13 protein-coding genes and 1 pseudogene are annotated in these 20,303 nt (G+C 43.7%); 7 read left to right on the forward strand and 7 right to left on the reverse strand.

Annotation, left to right across the window (positions count from 1 at the left end; translation table 11 throughout):
* The first annotated feature begins 24 nt into the window (after positions 1-24).
* From GD630_RS16540 to GD630_RS16560, 5 genes and pseudogenes are all read left to right on the forward strand, one after another.
* Entirely contained in the window at positions 25-2,598 is a 2,574-nt protein-coding gene (locus GD630_RS16540; protein ID WP_143867094.1) for a GDSL-type esterase/lipase family protein, read from the forward strand.
* Positions 2,599-2,611: 13 nt separating this feature from the next.
* Positions 2,612-4,864, forward strand: a complete 2,253-nt coding sequence (locus GD630_RS16545) for a glycoside hydrolase family 3 C-terminal domain-containing protein (protein WP_143867091.1) — start codon at positions 2,612-2,614, stop codon at positions 4,862-4,864.
* 210 nt (positions 4,865-5,074) lie between these two features.
* Positions 5,075-5,884 (forward strand): Fic family protein, encoded by an 810-nt coding sequence (locus GD630_RS16550; protein ID WP_143867089.1) that lies wholly within the window; start codon positions 5,075-5,077, stop codon positions 5,882-5,884.
* Between the two features lie 544 nt (positions 5,885-6,428).
* Positions 6,429-6,727: pseudogene (locus tag GD630_RS16555) on the forward strand (hypothetical protein).
* A gap of 196 nt (positions 6,728-6,923) precedes the next feature.
* Complete coding sequence (locus tag GD630_RS16560; protein ID WP_143867087.1) at positions 6,924-8,633, forward strand: GH35 family beta-galactosidase; 1,710 nt, start codon at positions 6,924-6,926, stop codon at positions 8,631-8,633.
* A 51-nt stretch (positions 8,634-8,684) separates the two neighbouring features.
* Here GD630_RS16560 and GD630_RS16565 read toward each other — a convergent pair whose 3' ends face one another.
* The 4 genes from GD630_RS16565 to dapB all read right to left on the reverse strand — a co-directional run bounded on the left by GD630_RS16565 (position 8,685) and on the right by dapB (position 12,658).
* Entirely contained in the window at positions 8,685-9,323 is a 639-nt protein-coding gene (locus tag GD630_RS16565; protein WP_118419408.1) for a WbqC family protein, read from the reverse strand.
* A gap of 69 nt (positions 9,324-9,392) precedes the next feature.
* A complete protein-coding gene (gene lepB, locus GD630_RS16570) occupies positions 9,393-10,334 on the reverse strand; it encodes a signal peptidase I (protein ID WP_143867085.1) in 942 nt (313 codons plus the stop codon).
* A 42-nt stretch (positions 10,335-10,376) separates the two neighbouring features.
* Positions 10,377-11,861 (reverse strand): S26 family signal peptidase, encoded by a 1,485-nt coding sequence (locus tag GD630_RS16575; RefSeq protein WP_007762904.1) that lies wholly within the window; start codon positions 11,859-11,861, stop codon positions 10,377-10,379.
* A gap of 32 nt (positions 11,862-11,893) precedes the next feature.
* Positions 11,894-12,658, reverse strand: a complete 765-nt coding sequence (gene dapB / locus GD630_RS16580; protein WP_007762906.1) for a 4-hydroxy-tetrahydrodipicolinate reductase — start codon at positions 12,656-12,658, stop codon at positions 11,894-11,896.
* 83 nt (positions 12,659-12,741) lie between these two features.
* On the opposite strand from dapB, the gene GD630_RS16585 reads away from it, so the two are divergent.
* Entirely contained in the window at positions 12,742-14,025 is a 1,284-nt protein-coding gene (locus GD630_RS16585) for a DUF2851 family protein (protein WP_143867084.1), read from the forward strand.
* Positions 14,026-14,088: 63 nt separating this feature from the next.
* Positions 14,089-14,613, forward strand: a complete 525-nt coding sequence (locus tag GD630_RS16590; protein ID WP_007762910.1) for a hypothetical protein — start codon at positions 14,089-14,091, stop codon at positions 14,611-14,613.
* 23 nt (positions 14,614-14,636) lie between these two features.
* Here GD630_RS16590 and GD630_RS16595 read toward each other — a convergent pair whose 3' ends face one another.
* The 3 genes from GD630_RS16595 to GD630_RS16605 are packed head-to-tail and all read right to left on the reverse strand — an operon-like array spanning position 14,637 to position 20,287.
* Positions 14,637-15,152 (reverse strand): DUF1573 domain-containing protein, encoded by a 516-nt coding sequence (locus tag GD630_RS16595; protein ID WP_143867082.1) that lies wholly within the window; start codon positions 15,150-15,152, stop codon positions 14,637-14,639.
* A 40-nt stretch (positions 15,153-15,192) separates the two neighbouring features.
* Positions 15,193-17,346, reverse strand: coding sequence for a DUF4838 domain-containing protein (locus GD630_RS16600; RefSeq protein ID WP_143867080.1), 2,154 nt, complete (start codon positions 17,344-17,346; stop codon positions 15,193-15,195).
* A complete protein-coding gene (locus GD630_RS16605) occupies positions 17,321-20,287 on the reverse strand; it encodes a hypothetical protein (protein ID WP_143867078.1) in 2,967 nt (988 codons plus the stop codon). The genes GD630_RS16600 and GD630_RS16605 overlap by 26 nt, the downstream gene beginning before the upstream one ends.
* Between the last annotated feature and the right edge of the window lie 16 nt (positions 20,288-20,303).

Raw genomic sequence — 20,303 nt, forward strand, 5'->3', positions numbered from 1 at the left:
CATAAATCATAAGATTAGTAAGATATGAAAAAATATATATGCTTAGTATTTGCATTATTTGGAATGCTGTCAGTTGGTTCTTGCAATGATGATGATCCTGTTGTCTCTTCCATACCGGGGGAAGACGAAGAGGTAGTGATACCTGCGCCGGAGCCTATCAATCCTGTATTGGTACAAACCCTTTATTTTGATTTCGGTTCGGTAGGAGGTGAAAATAGAGGTTCTCAAACTAAAAGTCCGGATGAGAACGGACACTATTGGAATAATATTTATAACAATGATGGGACTCATGCTGCTATTAACTCTGTATTTAAGGACTTTGTTAACTCGGAAGGTACTTCCGTAGACTATAAACTTACGTTGAATACCCGTTTTTCTACTAATGGAGGTTCTGGTGGAGGTGGTTTGTTAACTCCTGACGCAGAGTTGTTGAAAGATTTTGCCGTATCTACAGCTACAGAAGATTATTTCTATATAGAGAGTGGGGAGAATGGCAATAACTTTACCATTTCCGGCTTGGATAAGGAGAAGGCATATAAGTTCTATGCGTTCGGTAGCCGAAGTGCCACAGAGAAACGTGTTGCTTATTATACGATGTCCGGGTTGAACAGTTATCAAGGTGAGTTGCAGATTGCCGGAACAAACTTAGGCGGGGAAGGGGTTAACCAGAATATTGGAAATATCTGTGAGTCCGGATTAGTCTATCCGGATGAAGAAGGCACTCTGACCTTTGCTGTTTCTCGTAGTACGGGAGCATATATGGCAATAAATGCTTTGAAGCTAGAAGAATATACCGATGTAAAACGTCCCCAAACATTTACTTCATTGACAATAACCGGTAGTGCGGTAGAAGAAGGAGAAGTGCCTATGCACGTGATTTCTCCGACGGACAAGGTAAGTAATAAGTTTGAAGCTTTTTTGTCACTTCAATCGGGTAAGTTTTCTTTCAAGGGGGTAACACCGGAGGGCGTATCTACTGATATTGGAAAGGGACATGAACCTGGTGTTGTGGCGATGAATAGTTACGGTATTTCGGCAGAGGTGACAGGTCCGGTATATATTGTAGTGGATATGTCAAAAAAGAGTTATACCATTACTCCGGTAGAAGAATGGAGTATTGTTGGGAGTGTTACGGAAGGAGGTTGGAATGCCGGAGCTGGTGTACCGCTTGCCTATCAAGGTAAAGGTGTATGGGGCGGACGGGTAAAACTGACCGGACTTGGTACGGCAAGTGACCGTGCCCGTTTCAACTTTATTATGAACAAAAGTTGGGATTATACAATGAAACGTATTTCTGATACTCCTAATGAAGTGGTTTTCTCCAATTCCGGCTATTCTTCCAGTGATATAAATTTGAATCATGGTACGTATAATATCACTTTAGATCTCCGTCGTTTCGCTTTCTATATTGATTGTGGTGAAGAAGGTATAGATCCTTTTAAGATTTCTGTAATGGGATCTTCTGTCGCTAACGGACAGGGGGCAGACAGTAATCATGGTTATGCCTATATGTTCGGTGAATTGCAGGACGAGCGTTTCAAGAATCAGGAGACCCGTCTGCCATGGTATACATCTGGTATTTCTATTGGTGGAAACAGTACATTGAATTTGTTGGCTCGTTACAATGATTTGTTGTATGACTGTGGCAAGTATGTTATCTTCGGACTTTCTTTGGGTAATGAGGGAATACATGGGGCTGCCGATCAGCAGGCTATCTATAATCAATTCAAAGACAATATGCAGACCTTGATTAGGAAAGCGCGTGAAGACGGTAAATATCCTGTGATGATGAATAATTATACTCGTGGAGATTTTGAGGAGAGCGATTATAGGTATGTAAAACAGATGAATCTGCTGATTCATGAGTGGGATCTTCCTTCTGTCAATATGTTAGGTGCAATAGATAACGGTAGTGGTAAATGGGCAGACGGTTATCAGAATGGTACGGATCTTTATCATCCGAATACAGAAGGACATCGTGAATTCCTTTATGCCATGGTTCCTTCGTTGTTTGATGCAATAGAAGCTGGTAAGATTCTTCCTGCACGTGTCTCCGGAACTTCATACACTTTGGCGGGAAAGGTTTTGGAATTTACTCCGGAAGAAACAGTACATCCGTTTACAATCTCCTTTAAAGTGAAAGGTGCTACAGATGGAACGATTGCCACTTTTACAAATGGTGGCAATACTATGGGAACTTTGAAGATTCAGGAGGGAAAGGTAGTATATAACTCTCCATCGCAAGGTAAAATAGTAGGTGGAGATGTTACGGATAATCAATGGCATGTAGTATCTTTGACACATTATTATGCACAAGGACGTACATTGCTATACACCGATAAGAGTTTAGCAGGAGAATTGAACGAGAAACTGACTGTAGGTAAGTTTATTATCGGTGATAATAGTTCTACAGAGGGCAGAGAGTACAGTGAACTGTTCTTCTACCGTTCGGCAATGAATGAGGAAGAAATAAACAAACTTTGTGATGGAAGTATGTTGAAGTCCAGTTTGGAAATCTATGCTCCGTTGGATGGTTCGAAATCAACAATTGAGAATCTGGCTCAAAGTATGAATACTGTGATAGTAAAGTCTGAATAAGAATAGAAATTATATGAATATGAAACTCAAAGCAATGTTACTTGGCCTATCCATAATGACCGCATTGCCTGTCTGTGCGCAGAAACCGGTATATTTGGATACAAACAAGCCAATCGAAGAGCGAGTGAAAGATGCGTTGAACCGGATGACTCTTGAAGAAAAGGTCAAGATGATTCATGCACAGTCTAAATTTAGTTCGGCAGGTGTACCCCGTCTCGGCATTCCGGAAGTATGGGCTACCGATGGTCCTCACGGTATCCGTCCGGAAGTATTATGGGATGAATGGAATCAGGCAGGATGGACAAACGATTCTTGTATTGCTTATCCCGCACTCACTTGCCTTGCCGCGACGTGGAATCCCGAAATGTCCTACCTTTATGGAAAAAGTATCGGTGAAGAAGCACGCTACCGGAAGAAAGACATTCTGTTAGGTCCCGGTGTGAATATTTATCGTACCCCTTTGAACGGACGTAATTTTGAATATATGGGCGAAGATCCTTATTTGTCTTCCATTATGGTAGTTCCTTACATCAAGGGGGTACAGGAAAACGGAGTGGCTGCCTGTGTGAAACATTATGCGTTGAATAATCAGGAGTTCAACCGGCATACAACTAATGTTGAAGTAAGCGACCGTGCGCTTTATGAGATATATCTGCCGACTTTTAAGGCTGCTGTTCAGGAAGGGGGAACTTGGTCGATAATGGGTTCCTATAACCTTTATCAAGGACAACATGGTTGCCACAATAAACGTTTGCTCAAAGATATTCTTCGGGATGAATGGGGCTTCGACGGAGTAGTGGTGTCTGACTGGGGAGGTGTGCATCATACCGAACAGGCCATCTATAACGGTATGGATCTGGAGTTTGGTTCGTGGACAAACGGATTATCTGCCGGAACGAGAAACGCTTACGATAATTACTATTTGGCTTTCCCTTATCTGCGGTTGATAAAGGAAGGGAAAGTCGGTACAAAAGAGTTGGATGAAAAGGTAAGTAATGTCCTTCGTCTGATTTTCCGCACCTCAATGGATCCGAATAAACCGTTCGGTTCTTTAGGCTCTCCCGAACACGGGCAAGCCGGACGAAAGATAGGCGAGGAGGGAATTGTTCTTTTGCAGAATAATAATAACGTGTTGCCTATCGATCTGAACAAAGCGAAGAAGATTGCCGTTATCGGTGAGAATGCGATTAAGATGATGACAGTAGGCGGTGGTAGTTCTTCTTTGAAAGTCAAATATGAGGTTTCTCCGTTGGATGGATTGAAAAATCGAGTGGGATCGCAGGCAGAGGTTGTATATGCCCGTGGGTATGTCGGTGATCCGACAGGAGAATATAATGGAGTGAAGACCGGACAGAACTTGAAAGATGATCGTTCGGAAGATGAACTCCTTGCTGAGGCTCTGCAGGTGGCTAAAGATGCTGATTATGTAATCTTTTTCGGTGGTCTGAATAAGAGTAGCCATCAGGACTGTGAAGATTCGGACCGTGCTTCTTTAGGTTTGCCATACGCACAGGATAGAGTGATTAGTGAACTTGCAAAGGTAAATAAAAACCTGATTGTGGTTAATATTTCCGGTAATGCGGTAGCCATGCCCTGGGTGAATGAAGTGCCTGCTATTGTTCAGGGATGGTTTCTGGGTTCGGAAGCCGGAACGGCTCTTGCCTCCGTATTAGTAGGAGACGCCAATCCTTCGGGAAAACTTCCTTTCACCTTCCCGGCAAAACTGGAAGATGTGGGGGCTCATAAATTAGGAGAATATCCGGGCAATAAAGAAGAATTGGCACAGTCTAAACATAAGGGAGATACTATTAATGAAATCTATCGTGAGGATATCTTTGTAGGTTATCGTTGGGCGGATAAAGAAAAAATCAAACCGTTGTTCCCGTTCGGACACGGATTGAGCTACACTACTTTCGCCTATGGAAAGCCTTCGGCTGACAAGAAAACAATGACAGCAGATGATACTATCTCTTTCACGGTCAATGTGAAGAATACAGGAATGCGTGAGGGGCAAGAAGTTGTTCAGTTTTATATCAGCGATAAGAAATCCTCTCTCCCTCGTCCGATCAAAGAGTTGAAAGGTTTCCAGAAAGTGAAACTGGCTCCGGGAGAAGAGAAAGCGGTAACGCTGACGATTGATAAGAAAGCATTGAGTTTCTTTGATGATGCTAAACACGAATGGGTGGCCGAACCGGGCAAGTTTGAAGCAATTATCGGTAGTTCATCCAGGGATATTAAAGGTATTGTACCATTTGAGTTGAAATAGGTAGATGTTTGGTTAGAGATTTTTTAAGGAGATGACAGAGAGTCTGGGTACTCGGAAAACGCTAAGTGATTGCAACAAATTGACTTAGCGTTTTTTATTGCCTAATTTTCCCTGCGTTTGCAAAAAAATAGTAAGAAAGTAGTCGTTTCGCTTGGTAAAGTGTTGTATCAGAAGTAATTTTGGGAAAAATAACAATTAAGGTAACCTATTATGGAAAAAGGTATTTGGCAGGAAATAGAGGAACTGTATAAGGAGTTTCAGCAACTCGGTATCAGTCAGTCGGTGGACTATGAGAAGTACTACCTCTATTCTCTTATTACCCATTCTACAGCCATTGAAGGTTCTACACTAACCGAAATGGATGCACAGCTTCTTTTCGATGAAGGTGTAACAGCTAAAGGGAAGCCTTTGGTATATCATCTGATGAATGAGGACCTGAAGAAAGCATACGAGCTTGCTAAGGAGGAAGCGCAATACAATACTGCTATAACTCCTGCTTTCTTGCAGAAGTTAAACGCTACTTTGATGCGGACAACAGGGGGAAGGCATAATACAATAGGCGGCTCTTTCGATTCTTCCAGAGGTGAGTTCCGTTTGTGTGGCGTTACGGCTGGCGTAGGTGGGCGTTCCTATATGGATTATCAAAAAGTACCTGCTAAAGTAGAAGAATTTTGCTTCCTATTGCAGGAACGGCAAAAGAATGTGGAAACGTTCCGTGAACAATACGAATTAAGTTTTAATGCTCACCTCAATTTAGTGACTATTCATCCTTGGGTGGATGGTAACGGGAGAGCAGCTCGCTTATTGATGAACTATATTCAATTCTGCTATCATCTTTTCCCCGCTAAGATTTTTAAGGAGGATAGGGCAGATTATATCCTTTCTTTACAACAGGCGCAAGATGATGAAACCAACCGGCCTTTTTTGGATTTCATGGCGGTGCAATTGAAAAAATCACTGTCTTTGGAAATTCAAAAATATAAAGCTTCTCACAATAAAGGATTTAGCTTTATGTTTTAATCTTGTAGGAATTCTTTTGATAAGACTTCCACCTATTGTATATTGTGTTGTTTTTCATTAGCGGAATTGCCGTTACAGTAACGGCGGTTGCATTTATTAATACTTTATATTTAAGCTATTAACACTTGAGTTGTTGGATCTATATACCCAACAAATAGAATGTATAGACCCTTAATCTATACGATATAAGCATCTTCACGGTGCTATCTTCTCATTTATCCTTCTGCTTTAATTTATTACTGTAAACTTCTATTTATACTGATTTTCTTTTCTCTTTTCTGATTTTATATTCTAGCATTGCAATGCTCTTTATCAAAATCCATGGCAGGGGAACCTGCTGTATCAGTGTGACAGGCTTTTTTATGCTTGTCCCATCATTCTATATGGCGGTTTCGTACCCCCATGTAGGATGTTAGTGCACCTACTGCTGTCATGGATGGTGAAGAGCAATGGGACAGGCGGAACCGCTTCTTTTATTTCTTAAAACTACCCTTCTGTATCGCCCCATTGAACTTAATTTATTCACCATTTAATTAAGATTCTTATGGAAGAAGTTTTAAGCAACCAGCAGGCTCGTCCGGGGGACGCGACGCAACTCATGCACGTTATCTTTTCATCCGATGATGAAATGATGGCTTTTTATCTGACCCTCAATCGTTTCCAAAGTGCCGATGCAGTGAGAACGTTAATGAATTGTATATTGATGCCACTGAAAACAGTTGGCAGTTTAAGAAGATGGATCGGAATAACGATATACATCTTCAAAATGTACGCTATTTGTTGAATCGGCTGGATGCGGCAGAATCTAATGAAGAGAAGAATTGTGAAGAAGTAGCGATATAAACAGTTTTCTCTAAAAATTGCTTAGGAAACGCAAATAGAGGGTATAAGAACCGGAGATAATGTATAGATAAAGGCAGATGTAACGTAACATAAAGCATCTGTAACCTGTCCGATAGAAAAGGAACACAAGAGGTTGTGCTCCTTTTTTTATATTGTTGTAACTTTGCTTTCAGATAATATGATAAAGCTGATTGTTATGAGAAACACACTTTTTGGGGTTCTATTCCTTTTTATTCTGCCTCTTCAAGCACAGCAGAAACTTCCGTATTTGCAGAAACAGGGAAGTACCACACAACTTATGGTAGATGGAAAGCCATTCTTAGTGATTGGCGGTGAATTGGGAAATTCTTCAGCTTCCTCCATCGAAGATATTGAACGTATATTCCCGAAATTGCAACGTATGGGGCTGAATACAGTACTGGTTCCTACATATTGGGATTTAACAGAACCACAGGAAGGTAAATTTGATTTTACCCTGACGGATAAAGTGATTCAACAGGCCCGTGCGAATGATTTGAAGGTGGTTTTCCTTTGGTTCGGTGCGTGGAAAAACTCAATGAGTTGTTACGCTCCAATTTGGTTTAAGGAAGATTATAAGAAATACCCGCGTGCCTATACGAAAACAGGGAAGCCCCTTGAAATAGCCAGTTCCTTTTCGGAGAATGTGTTTCAGGCGGATAGCCGTGCTTTTTCCCAATGGATGAAACACATTGCTTCTGTGGATGAGGAAGAGAGAACGGTCGTCATGGTTCAGATAGAGAATGAAATCGGAATGTTGGAAGATGCCCGCGATTATTCCAAAGAAGCGGATAAACTGTTTTATGCACCAGTTCCGCCCCTTTTCATCGACTATTTACAGAAGAACAAGAGATCTCTGCATCCCGAAATGCTGGCAAAATGGGAGAGCCAGGGATTCAAGAAGAAAGGTACGTGGCAGGAAGTGTTTGGGGCAGACGTGTATACGGATGAAATTTTTATGGCCTGGTCGTATGCGCAGTACGTAGAACGAATGGCAAAGTTAGCACGTTCTATTTATGATATTCCGTTGTATGTCAATGCAGCAATGAACAGCAGGGGAAGGAAACCGGGAGAATACCCGTCGGCAGGTCCATTGGCTCATTTGATAGATGTATGGCATTATGCAGCACCCAACATTGATTTTCTGGCTCCGGACTTATATGATAAAGGTTTCGTTGATTGGGTGGCAAAGTATAAACTGCACAATAATCCTCTCTTTATACCGGAAATTCGCCTGGAAAATAATGATGGAGTACGTGCTTTCTATGTGTTCGGAGAGCATGATGCGATTGGCTTTTGTCCTTTCTCCATTGAAAGTGGTTCGGATAGAGCAGATTCGCCTTTGGTGCAAAGCTATGGTAAATTGAAAGAACTGATGCCTTTATTAACCAAATATCAGGGGATAGGAGTGATGAACGGTCTTCTGTTTGATGGGGAGAATAAAGAACGAATACTTTCATACGATGATTTGGAGATTACCTGCCGTCATTACTTCACTTTACCGTGGGACCCTCGTGCCCGGGATGGAAGTGTATGGCCCGAAGGAGGAGGTGTATTGTTGCGTCTGGCTTCGAATGAGTATATAGTGGCTGGTAGTGGCATGGTAATTGAATTCAAGAAACAGGGAGAAAATAAGGTGAAAAGTTCGGTTGCATTGGGTGAGGATGGCTTTGTCAGTGTGGGCGGAAAGGCGCAAAAAACGGACAATACATGGCAAGGTGGTATGAGAGCCGGTATCGGCTCTGTGGATGAGGTCAGCGTGAATGAAGATGGTTCACTGAAATATATCCGGCGCCTGAATGGCGATCAGGACCATCAGGGAAGGCATGTACGTATTCCTGTCGGAGAATTCAGTATTTTACACGTAAAGCTGTACGAGTATAAATAATGTGACGACATGGTTCACCTTTGTTGTCTACATACGGATAGAAGAGTGATGTTATTGTTTGCCTAGTACCAACAGACTTTCCGGTCCCATATTGAACAACAGGTCTATGATACTCAAATTAGGTAGAAAACCCAGTTTGGACTCGAAAACCTGATAGTAAGGTTGTGGAACAAACTCTGTATCTACTTCCCGGAAATCCTTTTTGGGATGGATGACTTCCCGAAAATCGAATTCTCCGGGAGCGAACTCCATCTTATATTCGCTAGTACGCTCCATAGTGGGGTGAATATCTATCAATTCACAGACCATCCGGCATAGTTCTTCGTTGAAATCGATTAAAAACTCGTATTTCTTTTCGTAGAAGGGACGGAAGTCGTCCTTGTAATATTCAAAGAAAGGAGTACTGTTGTAGGCTGATTCGATGGCGTTCCAGTGCAGATGTCTCCAGTTGCCGTGGTCGGAAATGCGGATATCCTTCATTGGACACTTCAATGTGTCGGGCTTTACGGTTGGGATGGAAAGAGCTAATTCGCCGGATGGGCCGGCAATGGTACATCGGTTACGATACGTTTGTTTGATATAGTGGTCGTGTTGTTCTACAAACACCTTGTCATAAGCCAGCAACTTGGTATAATATTCGACGGGAGCGAGATAAGCTGAAGATAAATAAGCTATTTTCATTTCTTTCATTTTAATTCGTTTAGGGGACTCTATAATGAAGGATATTATTCAGGAGTAGTTTCTTTTATGATCCGGAGATTATTTCACTGTTCTGAAAAAACGGTTCCATCGGTATCCGTCAAACAGCCCTGTATCTTTTTCTTTGGAGAACCATATGACGGAGGCTTTTCCGATGACATGGTCTTGCGGGACAAATCCGAAAAGACGCGAGTCGGAGAAGTTGATGGTATTGTTAGACCCCATCCAATAATAATCTTTTGTGAAATAACAGTGTTTCGTGGGCTTTCCGTCCACGTAGAGGGTATCGTTTTTTATCTCTGCCTGTTTGCCTTCGTGCATCACGAGTGTATTTCGTAGCAGGGTTATGTTCCAGGGACAGACACGTATAAATTGTCCCTTTTGGGGAACAATCAGTGGATTCGGATCAGTGTTTCCCTTGTTCGACAGAGGTTGAATGAAGCACTCTTTTCCATTCATCGTCTGTTCCAGCAGATAGTATTCATAACGGCTGAAACTGCGCACGTGGGTACTATCATTGCTTCCCATCAATCCGTCGTTGGTGATGGAAAGCGTATGCATCAGTGAAGTTATCAGATTTTCTTTTGAGGCAGGGTACGAATAAAGCCTTTTCTTATCCGGGTTGAACTGTGCTTCGGGTGAAATAACTGAGAAAAGGGAATCAACAAATAAGGTGTCACCCGGCACTCCGAGACAACGGCTGATATAGATTTCCCGGCGGTCGATGATAGGTTCCCGGATTCCGGCCGGATTATTGAACACTACGATATCTTGTCGCTGTACAGGACTTTCGCACCAACGATGATAGGAGAAGAGCGACATGAAAGGAACTCGTAACCCGTAACTCCATTTGTTGACTAAGATGCGTTCACCTTGGAAAATGGAGTTTTCCATACCGGTGGAAGGGATAAGGTAGGATGTAAAAGCAAATCCCCGGAGCAGAAGCACTACGACTACTGCTCCGGCAAATGCCAGTATCCATTTGAATTTATGAATGTTCATCAATATTTATCACCTTATCACGCTATTCTATCCGTACACTTATCATCCTACCCACTTGAAGAGTCGGTTCCAACGGATCTTACCGTCAAACCATCCGCGGTCTTTATCAAGCGACAGCCATACGACAATCGGTTTGCCTACCACATGGTCTTCGGGCACGAATCCCCAATAACGGGAATCGGCGGAATTATGACGGTTGTCACCCATCATCCAATAATAGTCCATCTTGAAGGTATATTGATCGGTCTTTTCACCGTTGATGTAGATACCGTCCGGTTTCACTTCCAGTTTGTTGCCTTCGTAGGCTACGATACAACGCTCATAGATAGGCAGATTATCTTCTGTCAGCGTGATGGTAGCTCCTTTGGCGGGAATCCAGATAGGACCATAGTTGTTGCGGTCCCATTTCGTGTAAAGATTCAACGGATACATCTGGCCTGCGTAATCTTCCGGTTCCATCACAATCTTGCTGATCAGTTTCTTGTTGCCGGACAGCGTGTCATACATCTTCTTAGTGAGCGGGAAATGATATACCGGATTCAGTCTGCCTTGTGCATTCCGGCTGTCGAGTCCCATCTCCAATAATCCGTTTTCCCAGCCGGAGTCTTCTATCAGCATTTGGTCGTCTTTGCTGATACCCAATTCACGGAGCATATCTTCCGGGATATACGGACCGGTAGTCTGCACGAAATAGTTGAATTGCAGGTTTTCGGGGTTTTCGATAGCCTTACCGTCAATCATCACTTGTCCGTTGACAATCTGGAGAGTATCACCGGGAAGACCCACACAACGTTTTACGTAATTCTCTCTGCGGTCTACGGGACGCCAGAGGACTTCTCCGTAAGTACGTGGATTATTTAAAATCTGTTTCCGTCCGGCAGCGTAGTACAGGTCGTATACGGCACGCTGCTGTGCACGGGTTAAGCTGTCCATATCGATTCGTTTGGAATAGATACGTTGTCCTTCACCGTAAGCCAGCGTGTAAAAATCTGTTGTCTGTTGGTAGTTGACTGCTACCGTGTCACCTGCCGGAAAATTGAATACGACAATATCGTTCAACTTCACTTTGCCGAATCCCGGCACTCGTTTATATTTCCACTGCGGCCATTCTATGTATGATTTAGAGTTGAAGACGGGCAGTGTGTGTTGTGCCAACGGCATAGAAAGCGGTGTATTCGGCACACGAGGACCGTAGCTCATCTTGCTTACGTACAGAAAATCGCCTACCAGCAATGATTTCTCCAACGAAGAGGAAGGAATCTGGTAGTTCTGGAAGATGTAGATATTGACGAAGTAAACGGCGACCAGTGCGAAAACAATGGCGTCTATCCAGCTCATCACGCTGCGGACAACCGGATTCTTCGACTTTTTCCAGAAAGACCAAGGTACTTTCTTTGTGATATAAATATCGAAAATGAAAGGAACAACAATCAATCCCCACCAACTCCGTACCCAGATAAGGAAGGCAAGATAAAGAAGAATAGCAATGGCGCATTTAATCCATTGTGCGCGTGTGGCTTGTCTCATAATGGTATATATTTGAACTAGGTTCTGAAATCTTAATCGTTCAAGAATGGAAATAAATCACTCATGCCCAAGAATCCTTCGTGCTGGGCTGTATATTCGGCTGCCAATACAGCTCCGAGTACAAAACCTCCACGACTTTTTGCATCGTGTGTGAGGGTAATGCTGTCCACATCCGATTCGTACCGGATGGTGTGCAGACCGAACACCTCTCCTTCACGGATGGAAGCGATGGGAAGTTCGTTCGGAGCGCAGTCGTTGGTTCCGCTAATGCTTCCGTCCGGTGCGGCGAATGTTCCTTTCACCCATTTGTCCTTGCGGTCTATATTCTGTAAGATACCTTCCGCCAGAGTGATGGCTGTTCCGCTCGGAGCGTCCAGTTTGTGAATATGATGCGTCTCGCTCATCGTCACGTCATAATTGGGGAACTGATTCATGATCTTAGCCAGATACTTATTGACAGCTGAGAAGATGGTAACTCCCAGACTGAAGTTGGACGACCAGAAAAGGGTCTTTCCACCTTCCGTACAGAGCTTTTTGATTTCTTCGCCATGTTCGGCCATCCATCCGGTGCTGCCTGATACCAGCTTCACACCGGCTTTGAAGGCTTTCATATAATTACTGTAAGCTACCATCGGATTGGTAAACTCAATGGCTACGTCAGCCGATTTGAATGCTTCCGATTCGAAGTCTTCCTGATTATTGATGTCGATGATGCAGACAATTTCATGTCCGCGACTACGGGCTACCTTTTCTATCTCCTTGCCCATCTTTCCGTAACCGATCAGTGCTATTTTCATTGTTTTCTGACTTATATTCAAAATAATAGTTGCAAAGATAGGATTTTTATTACATTTGCAGTGCACATTAACGTCTTGTTAACATGGAACATCTTCTCCACTACGTGTGGAAACATAAATTATTTCCTCTGAAAGTACTGCAAACCACTGAAGGCTTACCGGTAGAAGTGATTGATTCCGGTCTGCAAAATCCCAATGCCGGTCCTGACTTTTTTAATGCGAAACTAAAGATTGACGGTACGCTATGGGTGGGAAATATAGAAATACATATACACTCTTCGGATTGGCTCCGTCACGGTCACGATAAGGATAAAGCATACGATTCGGTCATTCTTCATGTGGTCGGTGAGGCGGATATGGAGGTAACCCGCACGGACGGCGGGCGAATTCCGCAATTAATATTGACTTGTCCTGAAAATGTGCAGTCTCACTATCATGAGCTCTGTGTAGCCGATCAGTATCCGGCTTGTTATCCTATCCTCGCCTCTCTTCCCAAACTTACCGTCCATTCTTGGCTGACAGCTTTGCAAACGGAACGTTTGGAAGAAAAAGCCTGTTTGATAACGGAGCGCTTGAAGCATTGCAATCATAATTGGGAGGATGCCTTCTTTGTCACTCTTGCCCGCAATTTCGGTTTCGGCTTGAATGGAGACGCTTTTGAAACGTGGGCGGGAATGTTGCCTTTCCGTGCGATAGATAAACATCGCAATGATTTGTTCCAGATAGAGGCTTTCTTTTACGGCTTGGCAGGATTGTTGGAAGATTCGTTTCTTAAAAAAGGGCAGGAGGATGAGTATAGTCTACGTCTTATCAAGGAGTTCCGTTACTTGCAGCGGAAGTTTGAATTCACCCAAGTGATGAATGCTACTCTTTGGCGTTTTCTCCGGCTTCGTCCCGAAAACTTTCCTACTGTTCGTCTGGCTCAGTTGGCCTACCTTTATCAAAGAGGGGATAAGCTGTTCTCGCGGTTGCTGGAAGCAGGGACACTGGCGGAGGTGAGGACACTTCTTGAGGTCGGCACTTCTTCTTATTGGGAAAGTCATTATCTGTTCGGCCGGACTTCCTCGCAAAAGAAGAAAACGATGGGAGAGCGGTCAAAAGACCTGATTATTATCAATACGGTAGTTCCTTTTCTTTATACCTACGGACTGCATAAGGCAGACGAGGGAATGTGCGAACGTGCCGGGCGCTTTCTGGAAGAATTGAAAGCGGAAGACAATCATATTATCCGTTCGTGGAGTGCGGCGGGCCTTCCGGTGGTCAGTGCGGCGGACAGTCAGGCGTTGATACAGTTGCAGAAAGAGTATTGCGACCGGAGAAAATGCCTGTATTGCCGTTTTGGTTATGAATATTTGCGGCACAAATAATCAAGATATCAAACTAGTCATTATCTTTGCAGCATCAATCAAACTCTTAATTTATATCGTGTTATGAGAGCTAAAAAGTTTGTATACTGCTTGCTGATGATAGTGTTGTTTGCTGGTATTCCCACCGGTAAGGCGGTGGCGCAATCCGGTGAGGACTTCAAACCGTTTTTGGATAAGTTTACTTCCAGTGCAGCATTCCAGTACACTCGCATTAAGTTCCCGTTGAAAACTCCGATTACCTTATTGGCAGATGATGGTGAAACAGAGAAGACATTCCCTTTTACTAAGGAAAAATGGCCTTTATTGGATAGCGAGACGATGAAAGAAGAACGTATCGCGCAAGAAGAGGGGGGAATTTATGTTTCCAAATTCACATTGAACGAGCCTGATCGCAAAGTGTTTGAAGCCGGTTATGAGGAATCGGAAGTCGACTTGCGTGTCGAATTCCAGCTCTTGCCTGATGGAAAATGGTATGTAGTAGATTGCTATACAGGATGGTACGGCTACGACCTGCCTATTGCTGAATTGAAACAGACGATACAACAGGTAAAGGAAGAGAATGCAGCTTTCAAGGAAATACATCCCTAGCGAATAGCCGGTAGGGACTTTGTTTATGGTGTCCCTACATAATATCCCAGTTCGGACTCTTTTCCGTCCACCATCTCTTTGACAATACCGTTTTTGGCATTGAACTCTTGGAAGAGTTCCTCATAGTCACGTGTATAGTCGGCGTCCGGTACTACATTGACATCAAAGGTCAATTCCGCTTTCCCGTTGGGAAGCATATTTCCGAAAATCCGGATGCGGTGAACAACCTCGCCTATATTCTTAATACTGTTGTAGGTTGCCTTGAATTGTCTGATGCCCTCTTCCGGAATGATGATATGTGAACTTTTATCCAGAATGATACAGCCACAAGAAGGCTGGATATCCGAAATGACCAGAGGAGCGTCACCGGTGTTGGTGATTGTGAACATGATATCTAGTTGTTGTCCTTGTTTGATAGGATAATAATGCCTTACCGAGTCTTTTATGACCATAGTTGTAGGACGTACTTTCTTCTTACACCCTGAGAGGAAGAAGGGAAATACTGTTAATAAGAGGATATAAAGTATCGATTTGTTCATAGTGGATGTTTTATGTTAGGGGTTACCTTATTTTTACTTTTTATGGAACGAATACGATTTCATCTATACCGATCTGGGCTCTTGGCTTTTTAGCTACCATGACCTTTATATTTACCTGTTCTGCCCCGTTCAAATCTATCGGAGTGGTTGTTTTAACTAATTCGCCCTTTTCAACGGAATCATCCGTCTCCAGATTGATTGTCTTATAGATTGCTCCGTCCTTCGATATTTCGATTTGCCGGGGAGGGTAGAAACGATGTCTGGGAAGATTTAAGAAACTGATATAAATGTTTCCTGTCTTATTGATACCTTTTACAGGCAGACTGATTTCATATTCTTCTTTCGGAAGAGTTGTCCAGCCGCAATGATAATTGCCGGGTAAACCGTGTGTGCTGTCTGTGAGTCTCTTCAACCCATCTTTGTCCGTTGGAGGAGTCGAAGAAGGCATGATTCCGAGAAATAAGTTCTTTTTAATGTCGGAAGCAAGTATATACTGTTCCCATTCTTTTATATAGTAGTCGATTTCATCGGCCGATTCATTATAGTACTCCATTCCTGTGAAAGCATGATGTTCTTTGAGTTGGGTAAGCCATTTCCGCGCTTGCGGAGTCGGTTGGATTTGTTTTCCGTTTCGTTGGGCATATCCGTAAGGATCATAACTGTGGTTGCGTCCCATCTCCAGACGTGTATAAGACAAGGCTGTCTGGAGTTCATGGAGCTTTTTACGCTCTTTTCCTTTCGCATCGGAAACATAATCGCCCATTTCATCATAGAATTTGATAAACTTCTCCGGATTGAGGAATGACTGTTCCAATTCTGCAATACCGGCATAGATACCTAACTTCTTACCGGATTGGACGCTGTTTTCCAAGTTAATGTAATAGTCGTACAGCCATTTCTTTGATAGGGGGTACTCTTGATTGAAATAGTCTCTGACCAGTTCCTCAACGGGAAGTTCCGGGTTGATGAGAAGTACCGACAGTACAAAAGTCCTCATTTCATCGAAAGAAGAATAGCTGTATCCGCTTCCGTTGAAGAAAATGCCACTGGCTCCGTTCTGCTTGAAGAACCGGAGTCTCTGCTGGGCTATCTTCAATATGGGGAAAGGTGTCAGATAGTCATCGAAGTTGTTGATGTAATCCCATATATAAATGTTCTTCGTAACTTTCTTCCATTGGTTCAGCTGTTGCATAAACTTTTTTTCCTGTGCATTCTTGCCGTCTATCCGGCGGAGTGGAAAGTCTATGGCACTGACAATGATACCTGCATTGGACGGCAACTGTTTGTCCGTAACCTGTTTGGTGCTCAGATAGGATATGGTAAAAAAGGAATGTTTGGGAAAACGCTGCGACAGCCGGAGTAACAGTTCTGTGACGGCGGGTGTTGCGTTCTTCTCCGTATTCCCCATCGCTGTGCAACTGGCGCAAGTACAGGCGTACGGAGTATCATCCGGAGCAATGACAAAACGAGAACTTCCCTTTTCACCGATATTATCTGCGATATAGCTCTCAATTTGCCGATACATCTCTTCGGAAGAGAAACAAAGTTGTGAGTCGTCTGTCTTGCCGTGGATGGTAGCATATACCTTATCTACATTGTCTCCCAATACTTTTCTCAGGTTGTGTCCCCATATACCCCAACTGTCGTCAAAGTTGTTGAGTCCCATTACTCCCGTATAATCGGGATTCAAACCGGAAGGGGAATAGATACTTTGATAATCAAAAGCAAACGTACCGCAGGTATCTGTCAGGTTGATGATGGCGGGAGGAAGGTCGGAGCCGTCGATACGCGGGTCTTCCTTGCTTATCTTTTTTATCAATTGGTATTGCAGCCATAACATTTGTCTGTCATCGGTAGCTGTGAGTTCTATATCCGATCCTTTGATAGCGATCCTGAACCCTTCCTGCAAGGTCGGATCTATGTGTATGATAACACGCCACATTTCCTTCTCCGATACCCCGAAAGCGACCATTTCATCGTCATTTGCACGCTTTTTGAGGTGCTCGTACAGATATTTGGCCCATCGGGTATCTTTGTCCGTCGGGTCTTCGCCGATTGTGACGAGGTAGCCTTCCTTGGAGGCAAATATCTCGGTGCGCGCCTGCATACGGCAGCCGGATAAAAGGCAGCAAACGCATATCATTCCTGCCAGTAGGGGGCATAGCTTATCAGAATGAAATATAGATCTGTGCATAGATATTATATAGGTTTTTATAGCGTGTCGATACCGTTTCTATTCGATGGAGCGGATCTGTTCCCCGCACTGTATTCGTCTGGTTATAATAGGTATTCCAAGTCCCCATCAGGCCGATGGTAATGTTGGGACTGACCATATATTGACCTCCCAAACCTACCATTGTGTTGGTATGTGAGAAGGAACCGGGCAACGCATAGTCTAATACGGCCGTTTCCGGTGCCGAACCGATACTTGCCATGGCATTGATATTTGTCTTTCCATCGCTGGCAGGGAAATATTTCGCACCGACCTGCGCATTGTAATAGAATTTGGAGTTAAAGAAATGAAGGTCGAGTTTGGCGTTAAGCCGGACCTCTTCGATGGTCTTGGCTACCTCTCCGCCAACGGTGAGCAGGTTTGTTTTCGACTCATCCCATCCGGTGAATATGTAACCGTTTTCTCCGTTGCTTCCGGCAAAGAATTCGTTATTCCACTCATAATGCTTGTTGTAGGCAGCTACCCGTCTGTAGCCGACGTGTCCCGCTATTTCCCAGTCATTCTTGAGATAATGGCGCAATGCTACATCGGCAGTAATGTCCGGGAAGTATTTGGTGGCAAAAGCGGCATTGATCGTAGTGCTCCATTTCGGTGAGAAGTGATGCGTCCATTCACCTTGTACCTGAATGCCGACTCCTCCCGGTGTCTGTTCCTCCGCCTCCATATTATCGCTTGCCGATCCGCTTCTTCCGGCATAGTTGATGCGTCCGGTATAAGTGTTTTTCCGGTTCTTCCGGGTATATTCGGCTGTGGCGACAGAGGTGATAATATCCTCTTCACCATAGCGGGCACGCAGATAAGTCAGGGCTATCTCATTTTTAAGCATCATGCTTCGTAAGCCCGATAAATGCCGTTGGAAAGAGCGATATTCCATGATTGAAGGCTCGTAGAATTTCTGATAATAGTATGCGGAATCAGCTTGTCTGTTAGCCTCATACACCACTCCCTTTGTGTATTTCAGAGATTTGTTCTGACTGTCGAAAAGTAAAGCTGTGTCAAGCACCGCAAGGGCTTGCTCCGGTTCTTTCGCTTTTGTCAGTTGCAAAGCGCGGTATTCACTGCTTTGCGAGAAAGCGCCTATAATCTCCTTATTACTCGGATATTTGTTGAGTATCGGCTTCAAGAATTCCAGCGAAGCTTCGTATTTCTTGTCACGGTCCAATACGGTAGCCCTTTTGGCTTGATAGAATGGCTCTTCCGGATAGAAATTGATGCCTTGTGCCGTATATTTCTCGAATTCATCGTATTTCCCCAATAATCCGGACGAGTTGATGGCATAGCGTAACCCTAAATCACTCGATGGATTCAGACTGACGAGCTTGACGGATTCATCGTATGCTTTCCGCGTAGCCCCCGCTTCCATACATTTCTTGATGTAAGGAATTGCCAGTTCCTCGTATCCTATCACGTAGAAGATGCGCATATCCTCATCACTCTGTTCGATGGCAGACAGATAAAGTTGCAAGGCTTCTTCTGTTTTATCCATTTTATCGAGGATAAATGCCCTTTTCAACGTGCCGTTTTCATAATCGGGGAAATGAAGTGTGATGGTATCCAATGTGGCGAGCGCTTCGTTGTAACGCTTCATATTGATATAGCAACTCAGTGCTTTTTCCCATGCGGCACCGTTGACTTCGTTGTCTATATGCCTTTGTGAAACGAATAATACATGAGGCAATGCCTCCGAATACAGGCCGAGTTCCATAAGTCTTTCGGCTTTCTTCATGTGAAGGGAAGACATAGCCAAAGTAATGTCGTAATCGTCGGGATACATATCATACAGCTTCTTTAAAGCCGAGTAAGCGAGATCGTCCTCATTCATTTGACGATAAAGCATATATTCCTTATACAAGATTCCCTTGTCTGTGTTACCGTATTGTTTCTTCGCCTCTCTGATATAGAAGAGCGCATCATCGGTGTATCCCCTTGTCACGGAGGTATTCAGCAGATAGTCCAATGCTTCCTTATCCTTGTTTCCACCTTCATAAGCCATTCCGTAGAGTACATAAGGATCCCGTTGCTTTTCGGAGCGGGCGGCTTCCAGCAACAGATTGTTATACATACGTCGTATTGCCGGGCTGTTATTTCTTCTCATCTGTTCCCGTACAAATACCAATGCTTCCGGAAAACGTGCCAATTCACCGAGAATTCCGGCTCTTTTGATGATAAGCGCGGAACTTCCGGGAATAGCGGCCAATCCATTGGACGACCATCCTAAAGCGGCTTCCCGGTTACCTTCCTGCAAATGCAGATTGATAATGTCCAGATAAAACTCTTCATTGTCGGGAGATATCTTGATGAGCTCGGTCAGTCTTTCGATTGCTTCCTTCCGGTTACCGCCTTTTTTCATCTGGCGATATCCCATTTCCAGGCTATATACATAATCCTTCCGTAAAATGGTATCGTTCGGATAAATCTGATTGATACGTCTCAGCAAACGGTCGGCTTCCACATCGTTGTTCTGTTTGCGGTACAGCTCAATCTTTCGGCGCCACAATCCGCGCCAATACGGATTTACTTCCAGCAACTCATTTACATAGCAAATCGCACTGGAGTAATTTTCTGTGATGTCCTCGACATCCACCAGCAAATGTTTGGCATTGACATTATTATAATTGTCCTCCACCGCTTTGACAAGATGGTAACGAGACTGATCGTAGTCTTTCTCATGGAACCAGTATTTACCCATGAGCCATTGAAGATCGGAGACTTTCGGGTATTTCTGAAGTCCTTCATCCAACAGTGCTTTCCCCGCTTCCCACTCTTCATTGGCAAAATGCTCCTGTATGATCTGGGCATATTGCTCCGGCGTCTGGAAACCTTTGTCGCTTCCGATGGAAGAGGTTATCAGCAGGAGCAAACAACCTAATATGGTAATTTTATGGAGGAATACTCTGTTCATCTTATCTTATTGTTTA

This window comes from Bacteroides zhangwenhongii (assembly GCF_009193325.2).
Lineage (GTDB): Bacteria > Bacteroidota > Bacteroidia > Bacteroidales > Bacteroidaceae > Bacteroides > Bacteroides zhangwenhongii.

Coding starts and splice junctions, on each gene's coding strand:
- GD630_RS16540 (WP_143867094.1), top strand. CDS start 25: ATGAAAAAATATATATGCTTAGTATTTGCATTATTTGGAATGCTGTCA.
- GD630_RS16565 (WP_118419408.1), bottom strand. CDS start 9,323: ATGAAAGAAATGAAAATAGCTTATTTATCTTCAGCTTATCTCGCTCCC.
- GD630_RS16595 (WP_143867082.1), bottom strand. CDS start 15,152: ATGAACAAATCGATACTTTATATCCTCTTATTAACAGTATTTCCCTTC.
- GD630_RS16605 (WP_143867078.1), bottom strand. CDS start 20,287: ATGAACAGAGTATTCCTCCATAAAATTACCATATTAGGTTGTTTGCTC.
- GD630_RS16545 (WP_143867091.1), top strand. CDS start 2,612: ATGAATATGAAACTCAAAGCAATGTTACTTGGCCTATCCATAATGACC.
- GD630_RS16600 (WP_143867080.1), bottom strand. CDS start 17,346: ATGCACAGATCTATATTTCATTCTGATAAGCTATGCCCCCTACTGGCA.
- GD630_RS16585 (WP_143867084.1), top strand. CDS start 12,742: ATGGAACATCTTCTCCACTACGTGTGGAAACATAAATTATTTCCTCTG.
- GD630_RS16590 (WP_007762910.1), top strand. CDS start 14,089: ATGAGAGCTAAAAAGTTTGTATACTGCTTGCTGATGATAGTGTTGTTT.
- lepB (WP_143867085.1), bottom strand. CDS start 10,334: ATGAACATTCATAAATTCAAATGGATACTGGCATTTGCCGGAGCAGTA.
- GD630_RS16560 (WP_143867087.1), top strand. CDS start 6,924: ATGAGAAACACACTTTTTGGGGTTCTATTCCTTTTTATTCTGCCTCTT.
- GD630_RS16575 (WP_007762904.1), bottom strand. CDS start 11,861: ATGAGACAAGCCACACGCGCACAATGGATTAAATGCGCCATTGCTATT.
- GD630_RS16550 (WP_143867089.1), top strand. CDS start 5,075: ATGGAAAAAGGTATTTGGCAGGAAATAGAGGAACTGTATAAGGAGTTT.
- dapB (WP_007762906.1), bottom strand. CDS start 12,658: ATGAAAATAGCACTGATCGGTTACGGAAAGATGGGCAAGGAGATAGAA.